Annotated in this window: 13 protein-coding genes, 1 pseudogene and 1 riboswitch; all 14 genes and pseudogenes read left to right on the forward strand. The window is 64.4% G+C overall.

What is annotated here, in order from left to right:
- Positions 1-228: 228 nt before the first annotated feature.
- On the forward strand, positions 229-1,227 hold the full coding sequence (gene kamB / locus ACESY8_RS07960; RefSeq protein ID WP_225123272.1) for a lysine 5,6-aminomutase reactivase subunit KamB: 999 nt from the start codon (positions 229-231) through the stop codon (positions 1,225-1,227).
- 2 nt (positions 1,228-1,229) lie between these two features.
- A complete protein-coding gene (gene kamC, locus ACESY8_RS07965) occupies positions 1,230-2,729 on the forward strand; it encodes a lysine 5,6-aminomutase reactivase ATPase KamC (protein ID WP_204681516.1) in 1,500 nt (499 codons plus the stop codon).
- A 135-nt stretch (positions 2,730-2,864) separates the two neighbouring features.
- Positions 2,865-3,043: riboswitch (Lysine riboswitch) on the forward strand.
- A gap of 125 nt (positions 3,044-3,168) precedes the next feature.
- Entirely contained in the window at positions 3,169-3,987 is an 819-nt protein-coding gene (gene kce / locus ACESY8_RS07970) for a 3-keto-5-aminohexanoate cleavage enzyme (protein WP_054338661.1), read from the forward strand.
- 84 nt (positions 3,988-4,071) lie between these two features.
- Complete coding sequence (gene kdd / locus ACESY8_RS07975; protein ID WP_007493057.1) at positions 4,072-5,112, forward strand: L-erythro-3,5-diaminohexanoate dehydrogenase; 1,041 nt, start codon at positions 4,072-4,074, stop codon at positions 5,110-5,112.
- A gap of 372 nt (positions 5,113-5,484) precedes the next feature.
- Positions 5,485-6,738, forward strand: coding sequence for a lysine 2,3-aminomutase (gene kamA / locus ACESY8_RS07980; protein ID WP_009258627.1), 1,254 nt, complete (start codon positions 5,485-5,487; stop codon positions 6,736-6,738).
- An 89-nt stretch (positions 6,739-6,827) separates the two neighbouring features.
- Positions 6,828-8,393 (forward strand): lysine 5,6-aminomutase subunit alpha, encoded by a 1,566-nt coding sequence (gene kamD / locus ACESY8_RS07985; protein WP_198152283.1) that lies wholly within the window; start codon positions 6,828-6,830, stop codon positions 8,391-8,393.
- Positions 8,390-9,178, forward strand: a complete 789-nt coding sequence (kamE, locus tag ACESY8_RS07990) for a lysine 5,6-aminomutase subunit beta (RefSeq protein WP_009258626.1) — start codon at positions 8,390-8,392, stop codon at positions 9,176-9,178. Before kamD ends, kamE begins: the two co-directional genes overlap by 4 nt.
- 473 nt (positions 9,179-9,651) lie before the next feature.
- A complete protein-coding gene (locus ACESY8_RS07995) occupies positions 9,652-11,343 on the forward strand; it encodes a S41 family peptidase (RefSeq protein ID WP_498794694.1) in 1,692 nt (563 codons plus the stop codon).
- A gap of 126 nt (positions 11,344-11,469) precedes the next feature.
- Entirely contained in the window at positions 11,470-13,596 is a 2,127-nt protein-coding gene (locus ACESY8_RS08000; protein WP_054338658.1) for a bifunctional metallophosphatase/5'-nucleotidase, read from the forward strand.
- A 112-nt stretch (positions 13,597-13,708) separates the two neighbouring features.
- Positions 13,709-14,605, forward strand: a complete 897-nt coding sequence (gene miaA / locus ACESY8_RS08005) for a tRNA (adenosine(37)-N6)-dimethylallyltransferase MiaA (RefSeq protein WP_054338657.1) — start codon at positions 13,709-13,711, stop codon at positions 14,603-14,605.
- A 112-nt stretch (positions 14,606-14,717) separates the two neighbouring features.
- A complete protein-coding gene (locus ACESY8_RS08010) occupies positions 14,718-15,254 on the forward strand; it encodes an HD domain-containing protein (RefSeq protein ID WP_021630581.1) in 537 nt (178 codons plus the stop codon).
- Between the two features lie 225 nt (positions 15,255-15,479).
- Entirely contained in the window at positions 15,480-15,683 is a 204-nt protein-coding gene (locus ACESY8_RS08015; RefSeq protein WP_007495210.1) for a helix-turn-helix transcriptional regulator, read from the forward strand.
- Complete coding sequence (locus ACESY8_RS08020; protein ID WP_007495208.1) at positions 15,680-16,117, forward strand: hypothetical protein; 438 nt, start codon at positions 15,680-15,682, stop codon at positions 16,115-16,117. Before ACESY8_RS08015 ends, ACESY8_RS08020 begins: the two co-directional genes overlap by 4 nt.
- Positions 16,118-16,119: 2 nt before the next feature.
- Positions 16,120-16,686: pseudogene (locus ACESY8_RS08025) on the forward strand (HD domain-containing protein); the annotation flags it as partial.
- Between the last annotated feature and the right edge of the window lie 8 nt (positions 16,687-16,694).

A 16,694-nucleotide genomic window follows, 5' to 3' on the forward strand; every position in this document is an offset into this window, starting at 1 on the left:
CCCCCCCCCCCGCGGGCGGCCACAAGGGCCGCCCCTACGGATGGCATGAGCCGCCTTTTCTGCATTTTATTTAACGTTAAATTGCAAAATTCGGCGCAGCTCCCCTTGTTTCCCGGCCAGAGCGGTTTCTCCGGCCGGGCGTTTTTCTCCCATTGACAGAATCCTTGCAGGGCTCTTATAATGGCGGTGACAAACAGCCCAAAAACTGCAAGGAAGGGAGGCCGTCTTTTGAAACAGCTTCTGGCGCCCCTGGTGGGGGATGCCTCGCCGGTGACGGTGATTGGTCTCTGTAAAAACGCGGGCAAAACCACCGCCATGCGCCGCCTGATGGCGGAGCTGGGGGAGGAGTGCCTGGGCCTGACCTCGGTGGGCCGGGACGGGGAGTGCACCGACCTGGTGACGGGCACGGAGAAGCCCGATCTGTACCTGAAAAAAGGCGATCTGTTCGCCACAGCGCGGGGTATGCTCACCCTGTGCGATGCCACGCTGGAGGTGGTGGATCTCACCGACGTGATGACCCCCCTGGGGCCGGTGGCGGTGTTCCGCACCCTGTCCGACGGATATGTGCAGCTTGCCGGGCCGTCGGCGGCCGGGCAGCTCCCCCCGCTGACCCGCCGCTTTCAGGAGCTGGGCGCCCAGCGGGTGCTCATCGACGGGGCCGCCGGGCGCAAGAGTCTGGCGGGGGCCGGCGTGGAGGGGGTGGCCCTGCTGTGCACCGGCGCCTCCCTGGACCGGGACATGGAGCTGGTGGTGGCGGAGACCGCCCACACCTGCTGGCTCTTTGCCCGCAAACGGCCAGAAAGCGCCGCCCTCTGCGCCGCCCTGGACGGCCAGGAGGCCCGCTTCGCCCTGTTTACCCCGGAGGGGGAGCCGGTGGAGCTGCCCCTGGAGGAAAGCGGCGCTCCCAAGTGGAACAAGCTGCCCCGGCGGCCCCTGGTGCTCTGGGCGGCGGGGGGCATTATGGACCCCCTGCTGAAAACCCTGGCCCGGCGGGGCGCCCCCACCACCCTGGTGGCGGCGGACGCCACCCACGTGCTGGCCGGACGGGCGGCGCTGGACCTGTTTCTGCGCAACGGCGGCGAGCTGCGGGTGCGCAGGGAGCTGACCATCGCAGCCGTGGGGGCCAACCCCTGGTCGGCCTACGGCTGGCATTTTGAACCGGACAAATTCGTCCGCGCCCTCCGGGAGGTCATCGACCTGCCGGTGGTGAACGTGAAGGAGGACTGAGCATGGAACTGACCCATGAACTGCGGGAGAACGCGGGACTCCAGTGGGTGCTGGAGCGCCTGAGTCCCCTGTCGCCCTTCGGCAAGCAGGCCGCCCGCACCCCCCGGTGGTACGGCCCCGGCGAGGAGGCCGCTCTGGAGGAGGAGCTGGACAACGTGGCCCTGGCCATGGAGCTGTGGGCCGCCGGCGGCACCGCCCCCCAGGCGGCGGAGAGCTGCGGCTGCGAGGCTCCCCGCGTGAACCCCGCCGACCTCAAGGACGCGGCGGCGGCCCTGCGGGGCGTGACCCGCTGCCTGCCCCTGTTTCACGACATCCGCGGCTCCTTCGACCGGGAGCCCGGTACCCCCTTCGACCTGGTGGAGCTCTTCGAGATCAAGCACTTCCTGGTCACCATGGAGCAGGTCACCGACGCCTACGCCAAAATGCCGGCGCTGGCGGGCATAGCCTTCCCGCCCCTGACGGAGGCCATGGCACTGATGGACCCGGAGGGGCGGCGGCTGCCCACCTTCTCCATCGTCAATTCCTACCACAACGACCTGGCCCCCCTGCGGGTGGAGAAGGCCAAGCTGGAGAAGGCCATCCGCATGACCCAGGAGGACAAGCGCGGCCCCCTGCTGGAGAAGCGCCGGGTGCTGGCCGTACAGGAGGATCAGCTGGAGCTGGAGGTGCGGAGCATGCTCACGGGCAGGCTCATGGCGTGGAAGGCGGAATTCCTGGCCAACATGGAGGCCCTGGGCCACCTGGATCTGATCGTGGCCAAGGGCAAGCTGGCCCTGCGTTACCACTGTGTCCGCCCCTCCCTCAGCGCCGATAAATCCATCGCCCTGCGTGAAGTCGTTCACCCCCAGGTGGCGGAGGATCTGGCGGAGCGGGGGGAGCAGTTCACCTCGCTGGATTTGGAACTGCGCCCCGGATGTACCGTCATCACCGGAGCCAACATGGGCGGCAAGACGGTGTCCCTGCGCTCCACCGTGCTCTCCCTGCTTTTGTGCCAGTGCGGCTTCTTCGTATTCGCCAAGTCCGCCTCCCTGCCCCTGTTCCACCGGGTGGATCTCATTCTGGCCGACAGCGGCCCGGGGGCCGGCGGCCTGTCCTCCTTCGGCAAGGAGGTCCACCTGCTGGACACCCTGCTGCGCCAGACCAGGGACTGCTTTTTCTTCGTGGCCATGGACGAGTTCGCCCGGGGCACCAACCCCCAGGAGGGCGCGGCCCTGGCCCGGGCGCTGGTGCGGTATCTGGGCACCCTGGACTGTGTGGCCCTCATGACCACCCACTACGACGGCGTGTCCGACGTGGCCGGGGCCCACTATCAGGTGGCCGGCCTGGTGCGGGACATCCAGGGAGACGAGGGGGACGACCCCCGCAAGCGCATCGCCCGGCGGATGGACTACCACCTGCTGCCCGCCCCGCCGGGAGCCCCCTGCCCCCGGGACGCCCTTCGGGTGTGCCGCCTGCTCAAGCTGGACGACGCCCTGATGGACCTGTTTCAGGCCGATCTATAACGGCCGGTTTTGTACGCTGGAATGGGGTTTTTTCTCCATTCCAGCGTACTTTGAAGCGCGGAATTAAATTTTCGTAAAAATAGTTGACAAATTTAACTCTCTGGGGTATAGTGTTGTTGTCAAAAATGAATAATACGCATGGATAGAGGCGCGGAGCGCAAGGTAGCGGGACAATGACAAGGGCAGGCGAGCCCGATGTGTCACGTGAATGTCCGCTCCGCCGAAGGGGGATGTGAATCGTACAGCCCTCCCCCTGAGCCGTGGGCCCAGTGCTTGCGGATTGTCATGAAGTAACATGAAGCGCTATTTGTGTCTGACGGAAGCCCCAGGGCTCCCGCAGATGCAAATAGTGTTTTTTTGTGCATGAAGCGCTATCACGTCTAGGAGGGTCCCATATCTTCACAGGCGAGGTAGTGTTATTTTTTCGAGGAGGCGTGTTATGGAAAAGCTTATCATCACCGCAGCCATCTGCGGCGCGGAGGTCACCAAGAAGCACAACCCCGCGGTGCCCTACACCGTGGAGGAGATGGTGCGGGAGGCCAAGAGCGCTTTTGAGGCGGGCGCGGCGGTCATCCACGTCCATGTCCGCGAGGACGACGGCACCCCCACCCAGGACCGTGAGCGGTTCCGCGTGGTGCTGGACGCCATCAAGGAGGCCTGCCCCGGCGTGATCCTGATTCCCTCCACCGGCGGCGCGGTCGGCATGACCGCAGAGGAGCGGCTCCAGCCCACCGAGCTGTTCCCCGAGATGGCCACTCTGGACTGCGGCACCTGCAACTTCGGCGACGACGTGTTTACCAACGACATGCCCACCATGCGGGCCTTCGGCAAGCGCATGATGGGGAACCACATCAAGCCCGAGTATGAGTGCTTCGAGATCGGCCACCTGGACACCGTGGTGAACATGGCCAACAAGGGCGAGGTCCCCGGCGCCCCCATGCAGTTCAATTTTGTGCTGGGCGTCTCCGGCTGCACTCCCGCCACGGTGGGCAACCTGGATTACTTAGTCAAGCAGATCCCCGCCGGTTCCACCTGGACCGTCACCGGCGTCGGCCGGGGTGCGTGGCCCATGGTGGCCGCGGGCATCGTTATGGGCGGCAATGTCCGTGTGGGCTTCGAAGATAACATCTACCTAGAGAAGGGCCACAAGGCCGCCTCCAACGGCGAGCTGGTGGAGAAGGTCGTACGCCTGGCCAAGGAGCTGGGCCGTGAGATCGCCTCCCCCGACGAGGCCCGAAAGATCCTGTCCCTGGCATAATTTTTGTTGTTCCAATCTCCCCAACCATACATCGTTACCCCAAACTCCCCAACCAAACCAAGAACGAAACAGGAGGAACTTTCTATGCAGAAGAAAGGCAACAAGTACGGCACTCACCGCGTCATCGAGCCCCAGGGCTTGCTGACCCAGGCGGCCAAGAAGATCGACAACACCATGGAGTGCTGGTCCAACGAGATCCTGTGCGACGTGTCCGCGCTGAATATCGACTCCGCCTCCTTCACCCAGATCTATGAGGCCTGCGGGAAGGACCTGGGTAAGACCGAGCAGATGATCCTGGACATTGTCAACGAGCGCGGCAAGATGCAGAACCCTGTCACCGGCTCCGGCGGCATGTTCATCGGCACCGTCAAGGAGATCGGCGAGGATCTGCAGGGCAAGATCGACCTGAAGGTGGGCGACAAGATCGCATCTCTGGTCTCCCTGTCCCTGACCCCTCTGAAGATCAACAAGATCAAGGCCATCCACCCCGAGATCGACCGCGTGGACGTGGAGGCCCAGGCCATCCTGTTTGAGTCCGGCCTGTACGCCAAGCTGCCCGACGACATGAGCGAGGAGCTGGCCCTGGCCGCCCTGGACGTGGCCGGCGCTCCCGCCCAGACCGCCAAGCTGGTCAAGCCCGGCGACTCCGTGCTGATCCTGGGCGGCGCAGGCAAGGGCGGCATGATGTGCTGCTACGAGGCCATGAAGCGCGTCGGCCCCACCGGCAACGTGGTGGCCCTGGTCATCTGCCAGGAGGACGCCGACCTGCTTAAGAGCATGAACCTGTGCCACCACGCCATCGTGGGCTCCGCCACCAACCCCACCGAGGTGCTGGAGAAGTCCCTGGCCGTCAACGGCGGCAAGGAGTACGACGTGTCCATCCTGATCGTCAATGTTCCCGCCTGTGAGATGGCCGCCATCCTGCCCGTCCGCGACAACGGCACCGTCTACTTCTTCTCCATGGCCACCGACTTCGCCAAGGCGGCGCTGGGCGCTGAGGGCTGCGGCAAGGATGTCACCATGATTGTCGGCAACGGCTACACCAAGGATCACGCCGAGATCACCCTCTCCGAGCTGCGTGAGAATGCCCAGCTCAAGGAGTACTTCGAGAAGAAGTACCTGTAAGGTATCCCACAGGCCGTCTCAGCTCGGACGCCGGTGGATGCCGGCCGCGCCTTTTGGCGCGCAGAACGCGCAGCGTTCCCGCAGGGGCAATTCACTTGCCCCGAGGAGGTCAAATCCTGGGGTCCCTGCACAATGGAACATTGTGTGGGGCGCTGCGTGAGAATGCCCAGCTCAAGGAGTACTTCGAGAAGAAGTACCTGTAATTGAACCACTGTCCCAATCATCTGTGACATTTCCGCTCCTGTGCGGCTCTGCCGCAGGCGGACCGGGGGACTCTCTCCTCCCCAACCCTTCCCCCCCGCCGCTGTCTCCGCCGCACGGCCCGCGGTTTCCATGTCTCCCCAATCTGATTTAGAAAGGATGACCTTGTTTATGGTAGAGTCCCGCCGTAAAATCCTGTTCCCCAACGTCACTGACGAGGAGTGGAACGACTGGCACTGGCAGGTCAAGAACCGCATCGAGACCCTGGAGGACCTGAAGAAGTACATTGAGCTGACTCCCGAGGAAGAGGAAGGCGTCAAGGCCTGCCTGGGCACCCTGCGCATGGCCATCACCCCCTACTACCTGTCCCTGATTCAGCCCGGCGATCCCCACGATCCCGTCCGGCTGCAGGCCATCCCCACCGCCAAGGAGCTGCATCAGGCCGACTCCGACCTGCTGGACCCCCTGCACGAGGATGAGGACTCCCCCGCGCCCGGTCTGACCCACCGCTATCCCGACCGCTGCCTGCTGCTCATCACTGACCAGTGCTCCATGTACTGCCGCCACTGCACCCGCCGCCGCTTCGCCGGCCAGAACGACGCCGGCCTGCCCGTGGATCAGGTCGACCAGGCCATCGAGTACATCCGCAATACGCCCCAGATCCGCGACGTGCTGCTGTCCGGCGGCGACGCCCTGCTGGTGAGCGACGAGCGCCTGGAGTACATCATCTCCAAGCTGCGCGAGATCCCCCACGTGGAGATCGTCCGCATCGGCTCCCGCACCCCCGTCGTGCTGCCCCAGCGCATCACTCCCGCGCTGTGCAACATGCTGAAGAAGTATCACCCCGTGTGGCTGAACACCCACTTCAACCACCCCAACGAGATCACCCCCGAGTCCGCCAAGGCCTGCGCCATGCTGGCCGACGCCGGTATCCCCCTGGGCAACCAGAGCGTGCTGCTGGCCGGCATCAACGACTGTGTTTTCACCATGAAGAAGCTGGTCAACGAGCTGGTCAAGATCCGCGTGCGCCCCTACTACATCTATCAGTGCGACCTGTCCATGGGCCTGGAGCACTTCCGCACCCCCGTCAGCAAGGGCATCGAGATCATCGAAGGCCTGCGCGGCCACACCTCCGGCTTCTGCGTGCCCACCTTCGTGGTGGACGCCCCGGGCGGCGGCGGCAAGACCCCTGTCATGCCCCAGTACATCATCTCCCAGACCCCCAAGAAGGTCATCCTGCGCAACTACGAGGGCGTCATCACCACCTACACCGAGCCCGAGCACTACACCGACTGCCAGTGCGACTACTGCACCGGCAAGAAGAAGAAGGAGCTCATGGGTGTGGCCGGCCTGGAGCGCGGCCAGGCGTTGTCCATGGAGCCTGCCAACCTGGAGCGGCATAAGCGCTCCCATCACGAGGAATAATCGGGGAATATTCCCAAGCGGGCCGCTGCTTTGACAGCGGTCCGCTTCCCCCTGCTTTTGACTGAAACCGAGAATGGAAGTGATTATTGTTGGAATCCAAGCTGAATCTTGATTTCAAGCTGGTGGAGCAGGCCCGGGCCCACGCCGCCCGCGTGGCCGACGACACCCAGCGCTTTATCGACGGCTGCACCACCGTGGCTGTCGAGCGCACCATCTGCCGCCTGCTGGGCATTGACGGTGTGGACGCCTCCGATGTCCCCCTGCCCAGCGTCGTGGTGGACCACCTGATGGACAAGGGCGCGCTGCCCCAGGGCGCCGCCTTCTGGATCGGCAACGCCATGGTGGAGACCGGCAAGGGTCCCCAGGCCATCGCCGAGGACGTGGCCGCCGACAAGCTGGAGCTGACCGAGCTGCCCGTCCACAGCGAGGCGGACATCCACGCCGCCCTGGCCCCCATCGTGGAGGAGAGCCTGGCCAAGATCCGCGCCCGCCGCAAGCGCCGCGAGGACTTCATTGCCGCCCACGGCGGCGAGAAGCAGGGCCCCTGGGTCTACCTGATCGTGGCCACCGGCAACATCTATGAGGACGTGGTGCAGGCCACCGCCGCCGCCCGCCAGGGCGCCGACGTCATCGCCGTCATCCGCACCACCGGCCAGTCCCTGCTGGACTACGTGCCCTACGGCGCCACCACCGAGGGCTTCGGCGGCACCTACGCCACCCAGGAGAACTTCCGCCTGATGCGTGAGGCCATGGACAAGGTGGGCGAGGAGCTGGGCCGCTACATCCGCGTGTGCAACTACTGCTCCGGCCTGTGCATGCCTGAGATCGCCGCCATGGGCGCCTTCGAGGGCCTGGACGTCATGCTGAACGACGCCCTGTACGGCATCCTGTTCCGCGACATCAACATGCAGCGCACCCTGGTGGACCAGTCCTTCTCCCGCGCCATCAACGCCTATGCGGGCGTGGTCATCAACACCGGTGAGGACAACTACCTGACCACCGCCGACGCAGTGGAGGAGGCCCACACCGTGCTGGCCTCCCAGTTCCTCAATGAGGCCTTCGCCCTGCGGGCCGGCCTGCCCGAGGAGCAGCAGGGTCTGGGCCACGCCTTCGAGATCGACCCCGATGTGGAGAACGGCTTCCTGTACGAGCTGGCGCAGGCCGAGATGGCCCGCGAGATCTTCCCCAAGGCGCCCCTGAAGTACATGCCCCCCACGAAGTTCATGACCGGCAATATCTTCCGCGGCCAGGTGCAGGACGCCCTGTTCAACATGGTGACCATCCTGACCGGTCAGAAGATCCACCTGCTGGGCATGATGACCGAGGCCATCCACACCCCCTTCCTGTCCGACCGCTTCCTGGCCATTCAGAACGCCCAGTACATCTTCCGCACCATGCACGACCTGGGCAGCGAGATTGTCTTCAAGGACGGCGGCATCATGCAGAACCGCGCCGCCGACGTTCTGAAGAAGGCCACCGATCTGCTGGCCCAGATCGAGCAGCTCGGCATCTTCGAGACCCTGGAGCGGGGCATCTTTGCCGACATCAAGCGCCCCCGCGACGGCGGCAAGGGCCTGGACGGCGTTGTCAACAAGGCTGCTGGGTACTTCAACCCCTTCCTTGAGCCCATGATGAAAGGGGGTGCCGGCAAATGAGCTCCGGACTGTATCAGATTCGCGATAAAAACCTCGACACAACCCTGGACCTGACCCGCCTGAAGCCCTATGGCGACACCATGAACGACGGCAAGGTTCAGACCTCCTTCACCCTGCCGGTGAAGGACGACGACAAGGGCGCGGCCGCGGCCGTCATGCTGGCCCAGAAGATGGGCCTGGCCGACCCCAACGTGGCCCTGCGCCAGAAGCTGGACGAGAACTTCACCTTCTACGTGGTCTACGGCTCCCTGACCCACTCCATCAACTACAATGAGATCGTGGTGCAGACCGTCACCGACGAGACCATGGACATGCACGAGAATGATGAGTTCCTCAAGGAGCGCCTGGGCCGCAAGATGGTGGTCATCGGCGCCTCCACCGGCACCGACGCCCACACCGTGGGCATCGACGCCATCATGAACCGCAAGGGCTTCGCCGGCCACTACGGCCTGGAGCGCTACGACATGATCGAGGCGTACAACTTGGGCTCCCAGGTGCCCAACGAGGAGTTCCTGCGCAAAGCCGCCGAGGTCAACGCCGACGTGCTGCTGGTCTCCCAGACCGTCACCCAGAAGGACGTGCACATCCAGAACCTGACCGAGCTCATCGAGCTGGCCGAGGCCGAGGGTGTCCGCGACAAGTATATCTTCTGCTGCGGCGGCGCCCGCATCACCCACGCCCTGGCCAAGGAGCTGGGCTATGACGCCGGCTTCGGCGCGGGCACCTACGCCGACGACGTGGCCACCTTCTGCTCCAAGGAGCTGGTCCGCCGCCTGGGCAAGTAAGACGTATTCTCCTCTCTTTCCTCTTTTTCCCAAGCGCACAGCCGCCGGAACTTTACAGTTCCGGCGGCTGTGCCTATCGAACTTATTTCGATAGGCACAGGCACTTTTCAGAATGAATTCATTCTGAAAAGTGGTTTGATCCAACGCGAACGGCCCAGGCCGGTCTCTCTTGGCCTGCGGCCAATTCACCTCCAGGGAACCCTGACGGTTCATCTCCGCACCAAGCGCCGCCGCAAGGCGGCGCTTGCGCTCCGAATCGCCCTGCGGGGCAGCCTTTCACACGATCCTTCTCTCCCAAATCATTCCCATGGCAATGGAGCCCCACCCAAGCTGCCGGAACCTTGCGGTTCCGGCGGCTGTCTTTTATTCTCCCTTTTTGTCGCCCATCTTTAAGGATTTTTAAGAAGTTCTTCCGCCTTTCTTTTCTCCGCCCTGTTATCCTTCTTATTATATAAGGTAAGGAGGCATTGGATATGCACATTGGAACCCGTCTTGGGGCGGGCGGTCTGGCCGCCGCGCTTCTGCTCCCCACCGGGGCTCTGGCGGCCGGACCGGATCAGGCCCAAGCCCGCCAGGAGGATCTGGACACGCTGTACGCGGCCCTGCAGGAGCACCACCCCGACCTGTACGCCAACACCCCCCAGGAGGCATTTGAGGCGAAAAAGGCGGAGATTGAGGGCCGTCTGGCGGAGGAGAGCGACGTGGACTTTGCCCTGGACCTCCAGAGCCTGGTGGCCCTCATCGGCGACTCCCACACCACCACCAATATCGGCTCCGTTCTGAACAGCACCGGCCTGTACCCCTTCGGCGCGGAGTGGTATGACGGAAGCTGGGTGCTCACTGGGGCGGAAGAGGAGGATGCCGCCCTGCTGGGCCAAACCGTTACCGCCCTCAACGGCGTGCCCATGGACGAGATCTGCACCCGTTTCGGCACCCTGGTGAGCGCCGACAACCCCGTGAAGCTCCGCCGCCAGACCGAGCAGCTCCTCTACTCGGAGGCCTGTCTGGACTATCTGGGCATCGCGGAGTCCGGCGAACCGCTGGAGGTGACCACCTCCGGAGGCTCCTTCACCGTGGAGGCCCTGCCCATGGAGGGCTTCGGGGACGCCGCCCTGTCCAGCCTGTCCCAGCAGCGGGAGAGCACGCCTGCCACCGCCTACCGGAAGGGCACCTACTACTTTGCCCAGTCCCTGGATGACACCACCTATTACATTCAATTTAACCAGTGCATGGAGGACCCCAAGCAGCCCATGGACGGCTTTGCCGCCCAGGTGGAGGCCGAGCTGGAGGCGGGAGACTACCGCCAGGTGCTGCTGGATCTCCGCAACAACGGCGGCGGCTCCGACGGCGTGCTGGTCCCCATCCTTATGCTGGTGCCCGGCCTGGTGGAGGAGGGCGTGAAGGTCTACGGTCTGGTGGGCGAGGCCACGTACTCCTCCGCCATCATCAACGCCGTAGAGCTGGTGGACGCCGGCGGCGTGCTGGCGGGCAGTCCCACCAGCGGCAGCGTCAACCACTTCGGCTCCACCGGCTCCTTCACCCTGCCCAACTCCGGCATCCGGGTGAGCTGCTCCAGCAAATACATCGACCTGGGCACACTGCTGGAGGCCGGGCTGGGGGCCCAGGTGGAGCCCCTGGTCCCCACGGTCCGGGTGGAGCAGACCCTGGACGACTATCTGGCCGGGCGGGACACCCTGGTGGACTGGCTGCTGGCCAACGGCGCGGACTATACCGCCCCCGAGCAGCCCGACGCCCCTCTCACCCGAGGCCGCCTGGCCTGGATGCTCTGGCAGGCCGCCGGCGCCCCGGAGGCCGAGCCCGCCCCCTTCTCCGATCTGATGCCCTTCGCCTATTATGCCCCCGGCGTGGGCTGGTGCGACCAGACCGGCGTAGCCAACGGCGTGCCCGGCGGGGCCTTCCGTGCCTCCTGCGCCGTCACCCTGGAGGAGGCCGCCCAGATGCTGGTCCGTTTCGTCCGGCAGCAGGGGCTGACCCCGGCAGAGGTGCGCTCCGGCGCCCCCGTCCTCGCCTCCGATCCCGCCCCCTGGGCATCGGAGTCCGTGGCGCAGGCGTGGCGCTGGGGACTGGTGGCGGAGGGGGCCGATCCCACCGGGGTCCTCACCCGCGCCCAGGGCGAGGCGCTGCTGGCACGGCTCACCTCCTGAAAGGGCAGTCAAATTTCTGGAAACAGCGTCGACTTTTTCCGTTCCCTGTGGTATGATAAGGATATCCACGGCAGGCACGCTCCGGCGTACCTATGCCCTTCGGAATGGGAAAGGAGATCATGTGATATGAGGAACAAACGGTTCGGCAAGCTGCTGTCCGCCGCTCTGGCGGCAGCCATGGCGCTCTCCCTCTCCTCTGCCGCCCTGGCGGCCGGGAACGGCGAGACCCATCTGACCATCATCGGCACCTCGGATACCCACGGCAATATCTGGGGCTACTCCTACGAGGACATGAAGGAGAGCACCGGAGACGGTCTGGCCCGGGTATCCGCCTACGTCAACCAGGTGCGCTCGGAGAACCCAAACACCATTCTGGTGGACGCGGGCGACACCATCCAGGGCACCATCATGACCGACGACCTCTACTCCAAGGACACCGCCGATCACCCGGTGGCCGCCGCCCTCAACTATATGGACTATGATGCCTGGACCCTGGGCAACCATGAGTTCAACTTCGGCGTGGACACCCTCAAGTCCATTCTGGAGCAGGTGGACATGCCGGTGCTGGCGGCCAACATCAAGAACGCCGACGGCAGCTACTTCACCGGCGCGGGCTACACCATCGTGGAGCGGGGCGGCGTGAAGGTGGCTATTATCGGTGTCACCACTCCCAACATTCCCCGCTGGGACGGCACCAAGCAGGGCGTGGCTGACCTGACCTTTGAGCCTATGGCCGACGCCGTGGCCGCTTGTATCCAGGAGATCGGCGGCCAGGCCGACGTCATCATGGTGTCCACCCATGCCGGCCTGGGAGCCGAGTACTCCGCCGACGGCTCCGATGCAGCCCAGACCATCCTGGACAAGTGCCCCGAGGTGGACGTGCTCCAGTTGGGCCACACCCACACCACTTACATCAACAGCGCGCCCATCCCTGTGGGTGAGGCCAAGAACAATGCCGGCGAGGTGGTGCGCTACGACCTGACCCTCAACGCCGACAAGGAGATCACCTCCGCCACCGTGGAGACCGTCTCCATGGCGGGCATCGAGCCCGACCAGGGCCTGCGTGAGCTGCCCGCCGTCAAGAGCGCCCAGGAAAAGACCGTTTCCTTCATTCAGGACAACGTGCTGGGCCATGCCTCCGCCGACTTCCAGCCGGTGGACGAGATCAAGGGCATCCCCTCCGGCCGCATCGAGGACACCGCTGTCATCGATCTCATCGGCACCGTCCAACTGGAGAACTCCGGCGCCGACGTGACCGCTGTTGCGTTGTTCAAGGACACCAGCGACCTGAAAAAGGGCGATCTCAACTACGGCAACCTGTTCGACATCTACAAGTACCCCAATGTGCTCTACACCGTCAAGGTGTCCGGCGCGGAGATGAAGGCTTACATGGAGTGGGCCGCCGCGTGCTGGAACCAGTGGAAAGAAGGGGATGTATCCATCTCCTTTAACCCGCAGAAGCCTGGCTATCTCCACGACCACTTCATCGGCCTGAACTATGAGGTCAACCTGTCCAAGCCCGCCGGGGAGCGCATCGAGAATGTGACTTTCCAGGGCAAGCCCCTCACCGACGACATGACCCTCACCCTCTGTGTCAACGACTACCGCTACACCGGCCTGAAGAACGAGGGCATCATCTCCGGCGAGAAGGAGTGGGAGTCCTCCGCCTCCGTCCGCGACATGCTGGTGGCCTATCTGGCCGAGCACGCCCCCCTGGAGCCCGCGGTGGACCACAACTGGAAGATCACCGGCGTGGATCTCCAGAAGGACAACCCGGACCGGGCCACCCTAATTGAGCTGGTCAATACCGGCCGCCTGGAGTCCCCCTATAGCCAGAGTCTCAACCTGGACACCTACTCCGAGGTGCTTGGCATGGTGGACAATGTAAAGGTCAGCGATCTGGACAAGACCGGTACCGCCGCCTCCTTTGTGGGCGCCGACGGAGCCCCCTACTTCCGTATGCGGGATCTGGCATACACCTTTAATGGCTCCAAGAACCAGTTCAACGTATCCTGGGCCGATGGTAAGGTGGCCATTACCACCAGCACGGCCTATGACGGAGAGCTGTTCCCCCTGCCCGTGCGCATCCCCGCTGCGGTTCAGGAGCAAATCCCTGCGGACATCACCGTATCTGTGGACGGTACGGACATCACCGTGCCCGCCATTCTCTTTGACGGCCACTACTACCTGACCGTGGACGGCATGAACGCCCTGCTGGGCACCAACGCCACCATCCAGGAGAAGGCCGCCTGACCCTGTTCCTCCCCAAGTTCCGGGGGGGGGGGGGGGGGGGGGGCGGCATTGCCGCGGGGGAACTTTTCTGTTACAATGACAGGGACACGAGTGAAGAAAGGATGTGACGCCCATGGCGCTGCCCAAGCTGATTGTGGTGCTGGGTACCACCGCCTGCGGCAAGAGCGGGCTGGGGGTGGAGCTGGCCAAGCGCTTCGGCGGGGAGATCGTCTCCGCCGACTCCCGGCAGGTGTACCGGGGCCTGGATCTGGGCACCGGCAAGGTGACGGAGGAGGAGATGGAGGGGGTGCCCCACCACATGCTGGACGTGGTGGAGCCCAACCAGCCCTATTCGGTGGCCGAGTTCCAGGCCGGGGCCTATGCCGCCATCGACGGCATCCTGTCCCGGGGAAACACCCCCTTCCTGGTGGGGGGAACCGGGCTGTACGTCCGGGCGGTGACCGAGGGCTTCACCTTCACCGACGCCCGGCCCGACCCGGCCCTCCGGGCGAAGCTGGAGGGAAAGACCACAGCGGAGCTCTACGCCCTGCTGCGGGAAAAGACCGGCGTCACCCTCACCGACGGGGAGGAGTTCAACCGCCAGCGGCTTATGCGCTCGGTGGAGAAGGCCCTCTCCGGCCAGTGGGAGAGCCCCCCGCCCCGCCCCCGGTACGACTGCCTGCTGCTGGGGGTGACCTTCCCCCGGGACGTGGTGTGCCGCCGCATTGACGAGCGGCTCCAGGCCCGCCTGGACGCCGGAATGGTGGAGGAGGTGGCCGCCCTCCGCGCCGGCGGGGCCGACGACTCCTTTTTGGAGGGGCTGGGACTGGAGTACCGCTATATCCTCTGGTACCTCACGGGGAAAATCCCCACCCTGGACGCGCTGAAGGACGAGCTGGGCCGGGCCATCAAGCGCTTTGCCAAGCGGCAGATGGTGTGGTTTCAGAAGGATCGGGACGTGCTTTGGCTGGACATGGAGGGGGACTTTCTCACCCAGGCCGTCCGGGCGGTGGAGGCTTTTCTGGCGTAATGGTTTCGCCTTTTATCAGAAAATCTTTACCAAATCGTAATCTTCTCTCCATGGACTCTTTCGCTTTTCACGGTATACTAAGAGGCAGATACCAAGCAAAGGAGTCCCGGCCATGTGGAATTTCAAATACAAGAACCAATATCTCAACTATGTCTCCGATCTGATGCAGGACACCGCCGTGCAGTCCATGCGCCTGCTGCCCCAGCACCGGGCCGGGGTGAGCTGCTACCACCACAGCGTCCTGGTGAGCTACGCCAGTTGGCGGGTGTGCGACTGGCTGGGACTGGACGCCCGGGCCGCCGCCCGTGGCGGCCTGCTCCACGATTTCTACCTCTACAACTGGAGGGACGCCGCCTCCCATCCAGGTATCCGCCACGGCTCCCAGCACCCGGAGGTGGCCCTGCGCAACGCCAGGGCCCGCTTCTCCCTCACCTGGCGGGAGGAGGACATCATCCGCTCCCACATGTTTCCCTATACCCCCACCAAGGTGTACCGCTGCCTGGAATCGGCGGTGGTGAGCACCATGGACAAGCTGTGTGCCGCCGCCGAGCTGGTAGGGCTGGTGCCCCTGCTCACCCGCTTCCGCCGGGAGACCCCCTTCTGGCTGGACGCCGACTGGGCTCCTACCCCGCTGCGCAAGGCCGGCTGATTCCAAGGCGCATGTCCTCGGAAATGACGGATTTTCATTCGATTCCTGCGGCTGCAGCCGCAGGAGCTCTGCGAGTCTTTCCTTTGGGGAAGGTTTTTCGACAGACTGAGCGCCGCCCAATGGGGGGGCGCTTTTTTCCCCCTTTTATGGAAAGTATACTTGACATACAGGCCCTGCTGTGCTATAACATAGATGTAAAGTCAGCTTTCCAAAGGAGGTGCACGCTTGAAGAACCGGCTGGAGGAACTGCGCAGGGAGCGGGGGATCACCCAGGAGGAGCTGGCCGCCATTCTGGAGGTCTCCCGGCAGACCATCAGCTCCCTGGAGAAAGGCCGGTACAACCCCTCGATCCTGCTGGCCTTTAAAATCGCCCGCTGCTTCGGGCAGAGCATCGAGGAGATCTTTTTGTATGAGGAGGATGCGCAATGACCAAACGGAGACGGCAGGGCTGGATGCTCTTTCTGGCGGGGCTGCTCCTGCTGGCCGGGGCCTGGCTGCTGCTGAAGCTGCTGCCCGGCCTAGATACCACCCCCTGGCGGGCGGTCCCCTTTCTATGCCTGGGGGTGGGCTGCGGCCTGTTCGGCGGCGGTACAGGGGAGCTGCTGGCCGTTCAGGCCATGAAGAAGCACCCGGAGCTCCAGAAACAGAACGAGATTGCGGAGCGGGACGAGCGCAACGTGGCCATCGGCAATGCCGCAAAAGCCAAGGGGTACGACGTGATGACCTTCGCCTTCGGGGCCATGCTCCTCTTCTCCGTCCTCATGGAGGCGGATCTGGCCCTCACCCTGGTGATGGTGGCGGTCTATCTGTTCATTCAGTTCTACTCCCTGTGGTGGCGCTTCAAGCTGGAAAAGGAGATGTAAGGATGGAACCCAAGGAATTTCTGGCCTTCCTGGCCAGGCTGGAGAAGCTCAAGTGCAACACCCGCCACTCCTGGACCTCCTCCGGGCGGCACGAGTCGGTGGCAGAGCACTCCTGGCGGCTGGCCATGCTGGCCCTGCTGCTGCGGGACGCGCTGCCGGAGGTGGATATGGACAAGGTGCTGCGCATGTGCCTCATCCACGACGTTGGGGAGGCGGTCACCGGAGACATCCCCTCCTTCCAGAAGACCGACGCCAACGAGGAAACCGAGCGCCAGGCCATCGCAGAGCTGCTCTCCCCCCTGCCCGACGGGCTGCGGGGGGAACTGACCGCCCTCTTTGCCGAGATGGACGCCCTGGCCACGCCGGAAGCCCGGGTCTACAAGGCTCTGGACAAGCTGGAGGTGGTGGTGCAGCACAACGAGGCCCCCCTGGACACCTGGCTGCCCCTGGAGTACGAGCTCAACCAGACCTATGGCATTCCTGAGACCGCCCCCTTCCCGCCCCTGGCGGCCCTGCGGGAGCAGGCCCGACTGGATACCCTGGCCAAGCTGGCAGAAAAACCCGGGGGGGGGGGGGG

The sequence above is a fragment of the Clostridium sp. ATCC BAA-442 genome (assembly GCF_964239415.1).
GTDB lineage: Bacteria > Bacillota > Clostridia > Oscillospirales > Oscillospiraceae > Flavonifractor > Flavonifractor plautii.

What these genes read in the sequence shown, in the direction of transcription:
- kamC (WP_204681516.1), top strand. Translation starts at nt 1,230, where the DNA reads ATGGAACTGACCCATGAACTGCGGGAGAACGCGGGACTCCAGTGGGTG.
- kce (WP_054338661.1), top strand. Translation starts at nt 3,169, where the DNA reads ATGGAAAAGCTTATCATCACCGCAGCCATCTGCGGCGCGGAGGTCACC.
- kdd (WP_007493057.1), top strand. Translation starts at nt 4,072, where the DNA reads ATGCAGAAGAAAGGCAACAAGTACGGCACTCACCGCGTCATCGAGCCC.
- kamA (WP_009258627.1), top strand. Translation starts at nt 5,485, where the DNA reads ATGGTAGAGTCCCGCCGTAAAATCCTGTTCCCCAACGTCACTGACGAG.
- kamE (WP_009258626.1), top strand. Translation starts at nt 8,390, where the DNA reads ATGAGCTCCGGACTGTATCAGATTCGCGATAAAAACCTCGACACAACC.
- ACESY8_RS07995 (WP_498794694.1), top strand. Translation starts at nt 9,652, where the DNA reads ATGCACATTGGAACCCGTCTTGGGGCGGGCGGTCTGGCCGCCGCGCTT.
- ACESY8_RS08000 (WP_054338658.1), top strand. Translation starts at nt 11,470, where the DNA reads ATGAGGAACAAACGGTTCGGCAAGCTGCTGTCCGCCGCTCTGGCGGCA.
- miaA (WP_054338657.1), top strand. Translation starts at nt 13,709, where the DNA reads ATGGCGCTGCCCAAGCTGATTGTGGTGCTGGGTACCACCGCCTGCGGC.
- ACESY8_RS08010 (WP_021630581.1), top strand. Translation starts at nt 14,718, where the DNA reads ATGTGGAATTTCAAATACAAGAACCAATATCTCAACTATGTCTCCGAT.
- ACESY8_RS08020 (WP_007495208.1), top strand. Translation starts at nt 15,680, where the DNA reads ATGACCAAACGGAGACGGCAGGGCTGGATGCTCTTTCTGGCGGGGCTG.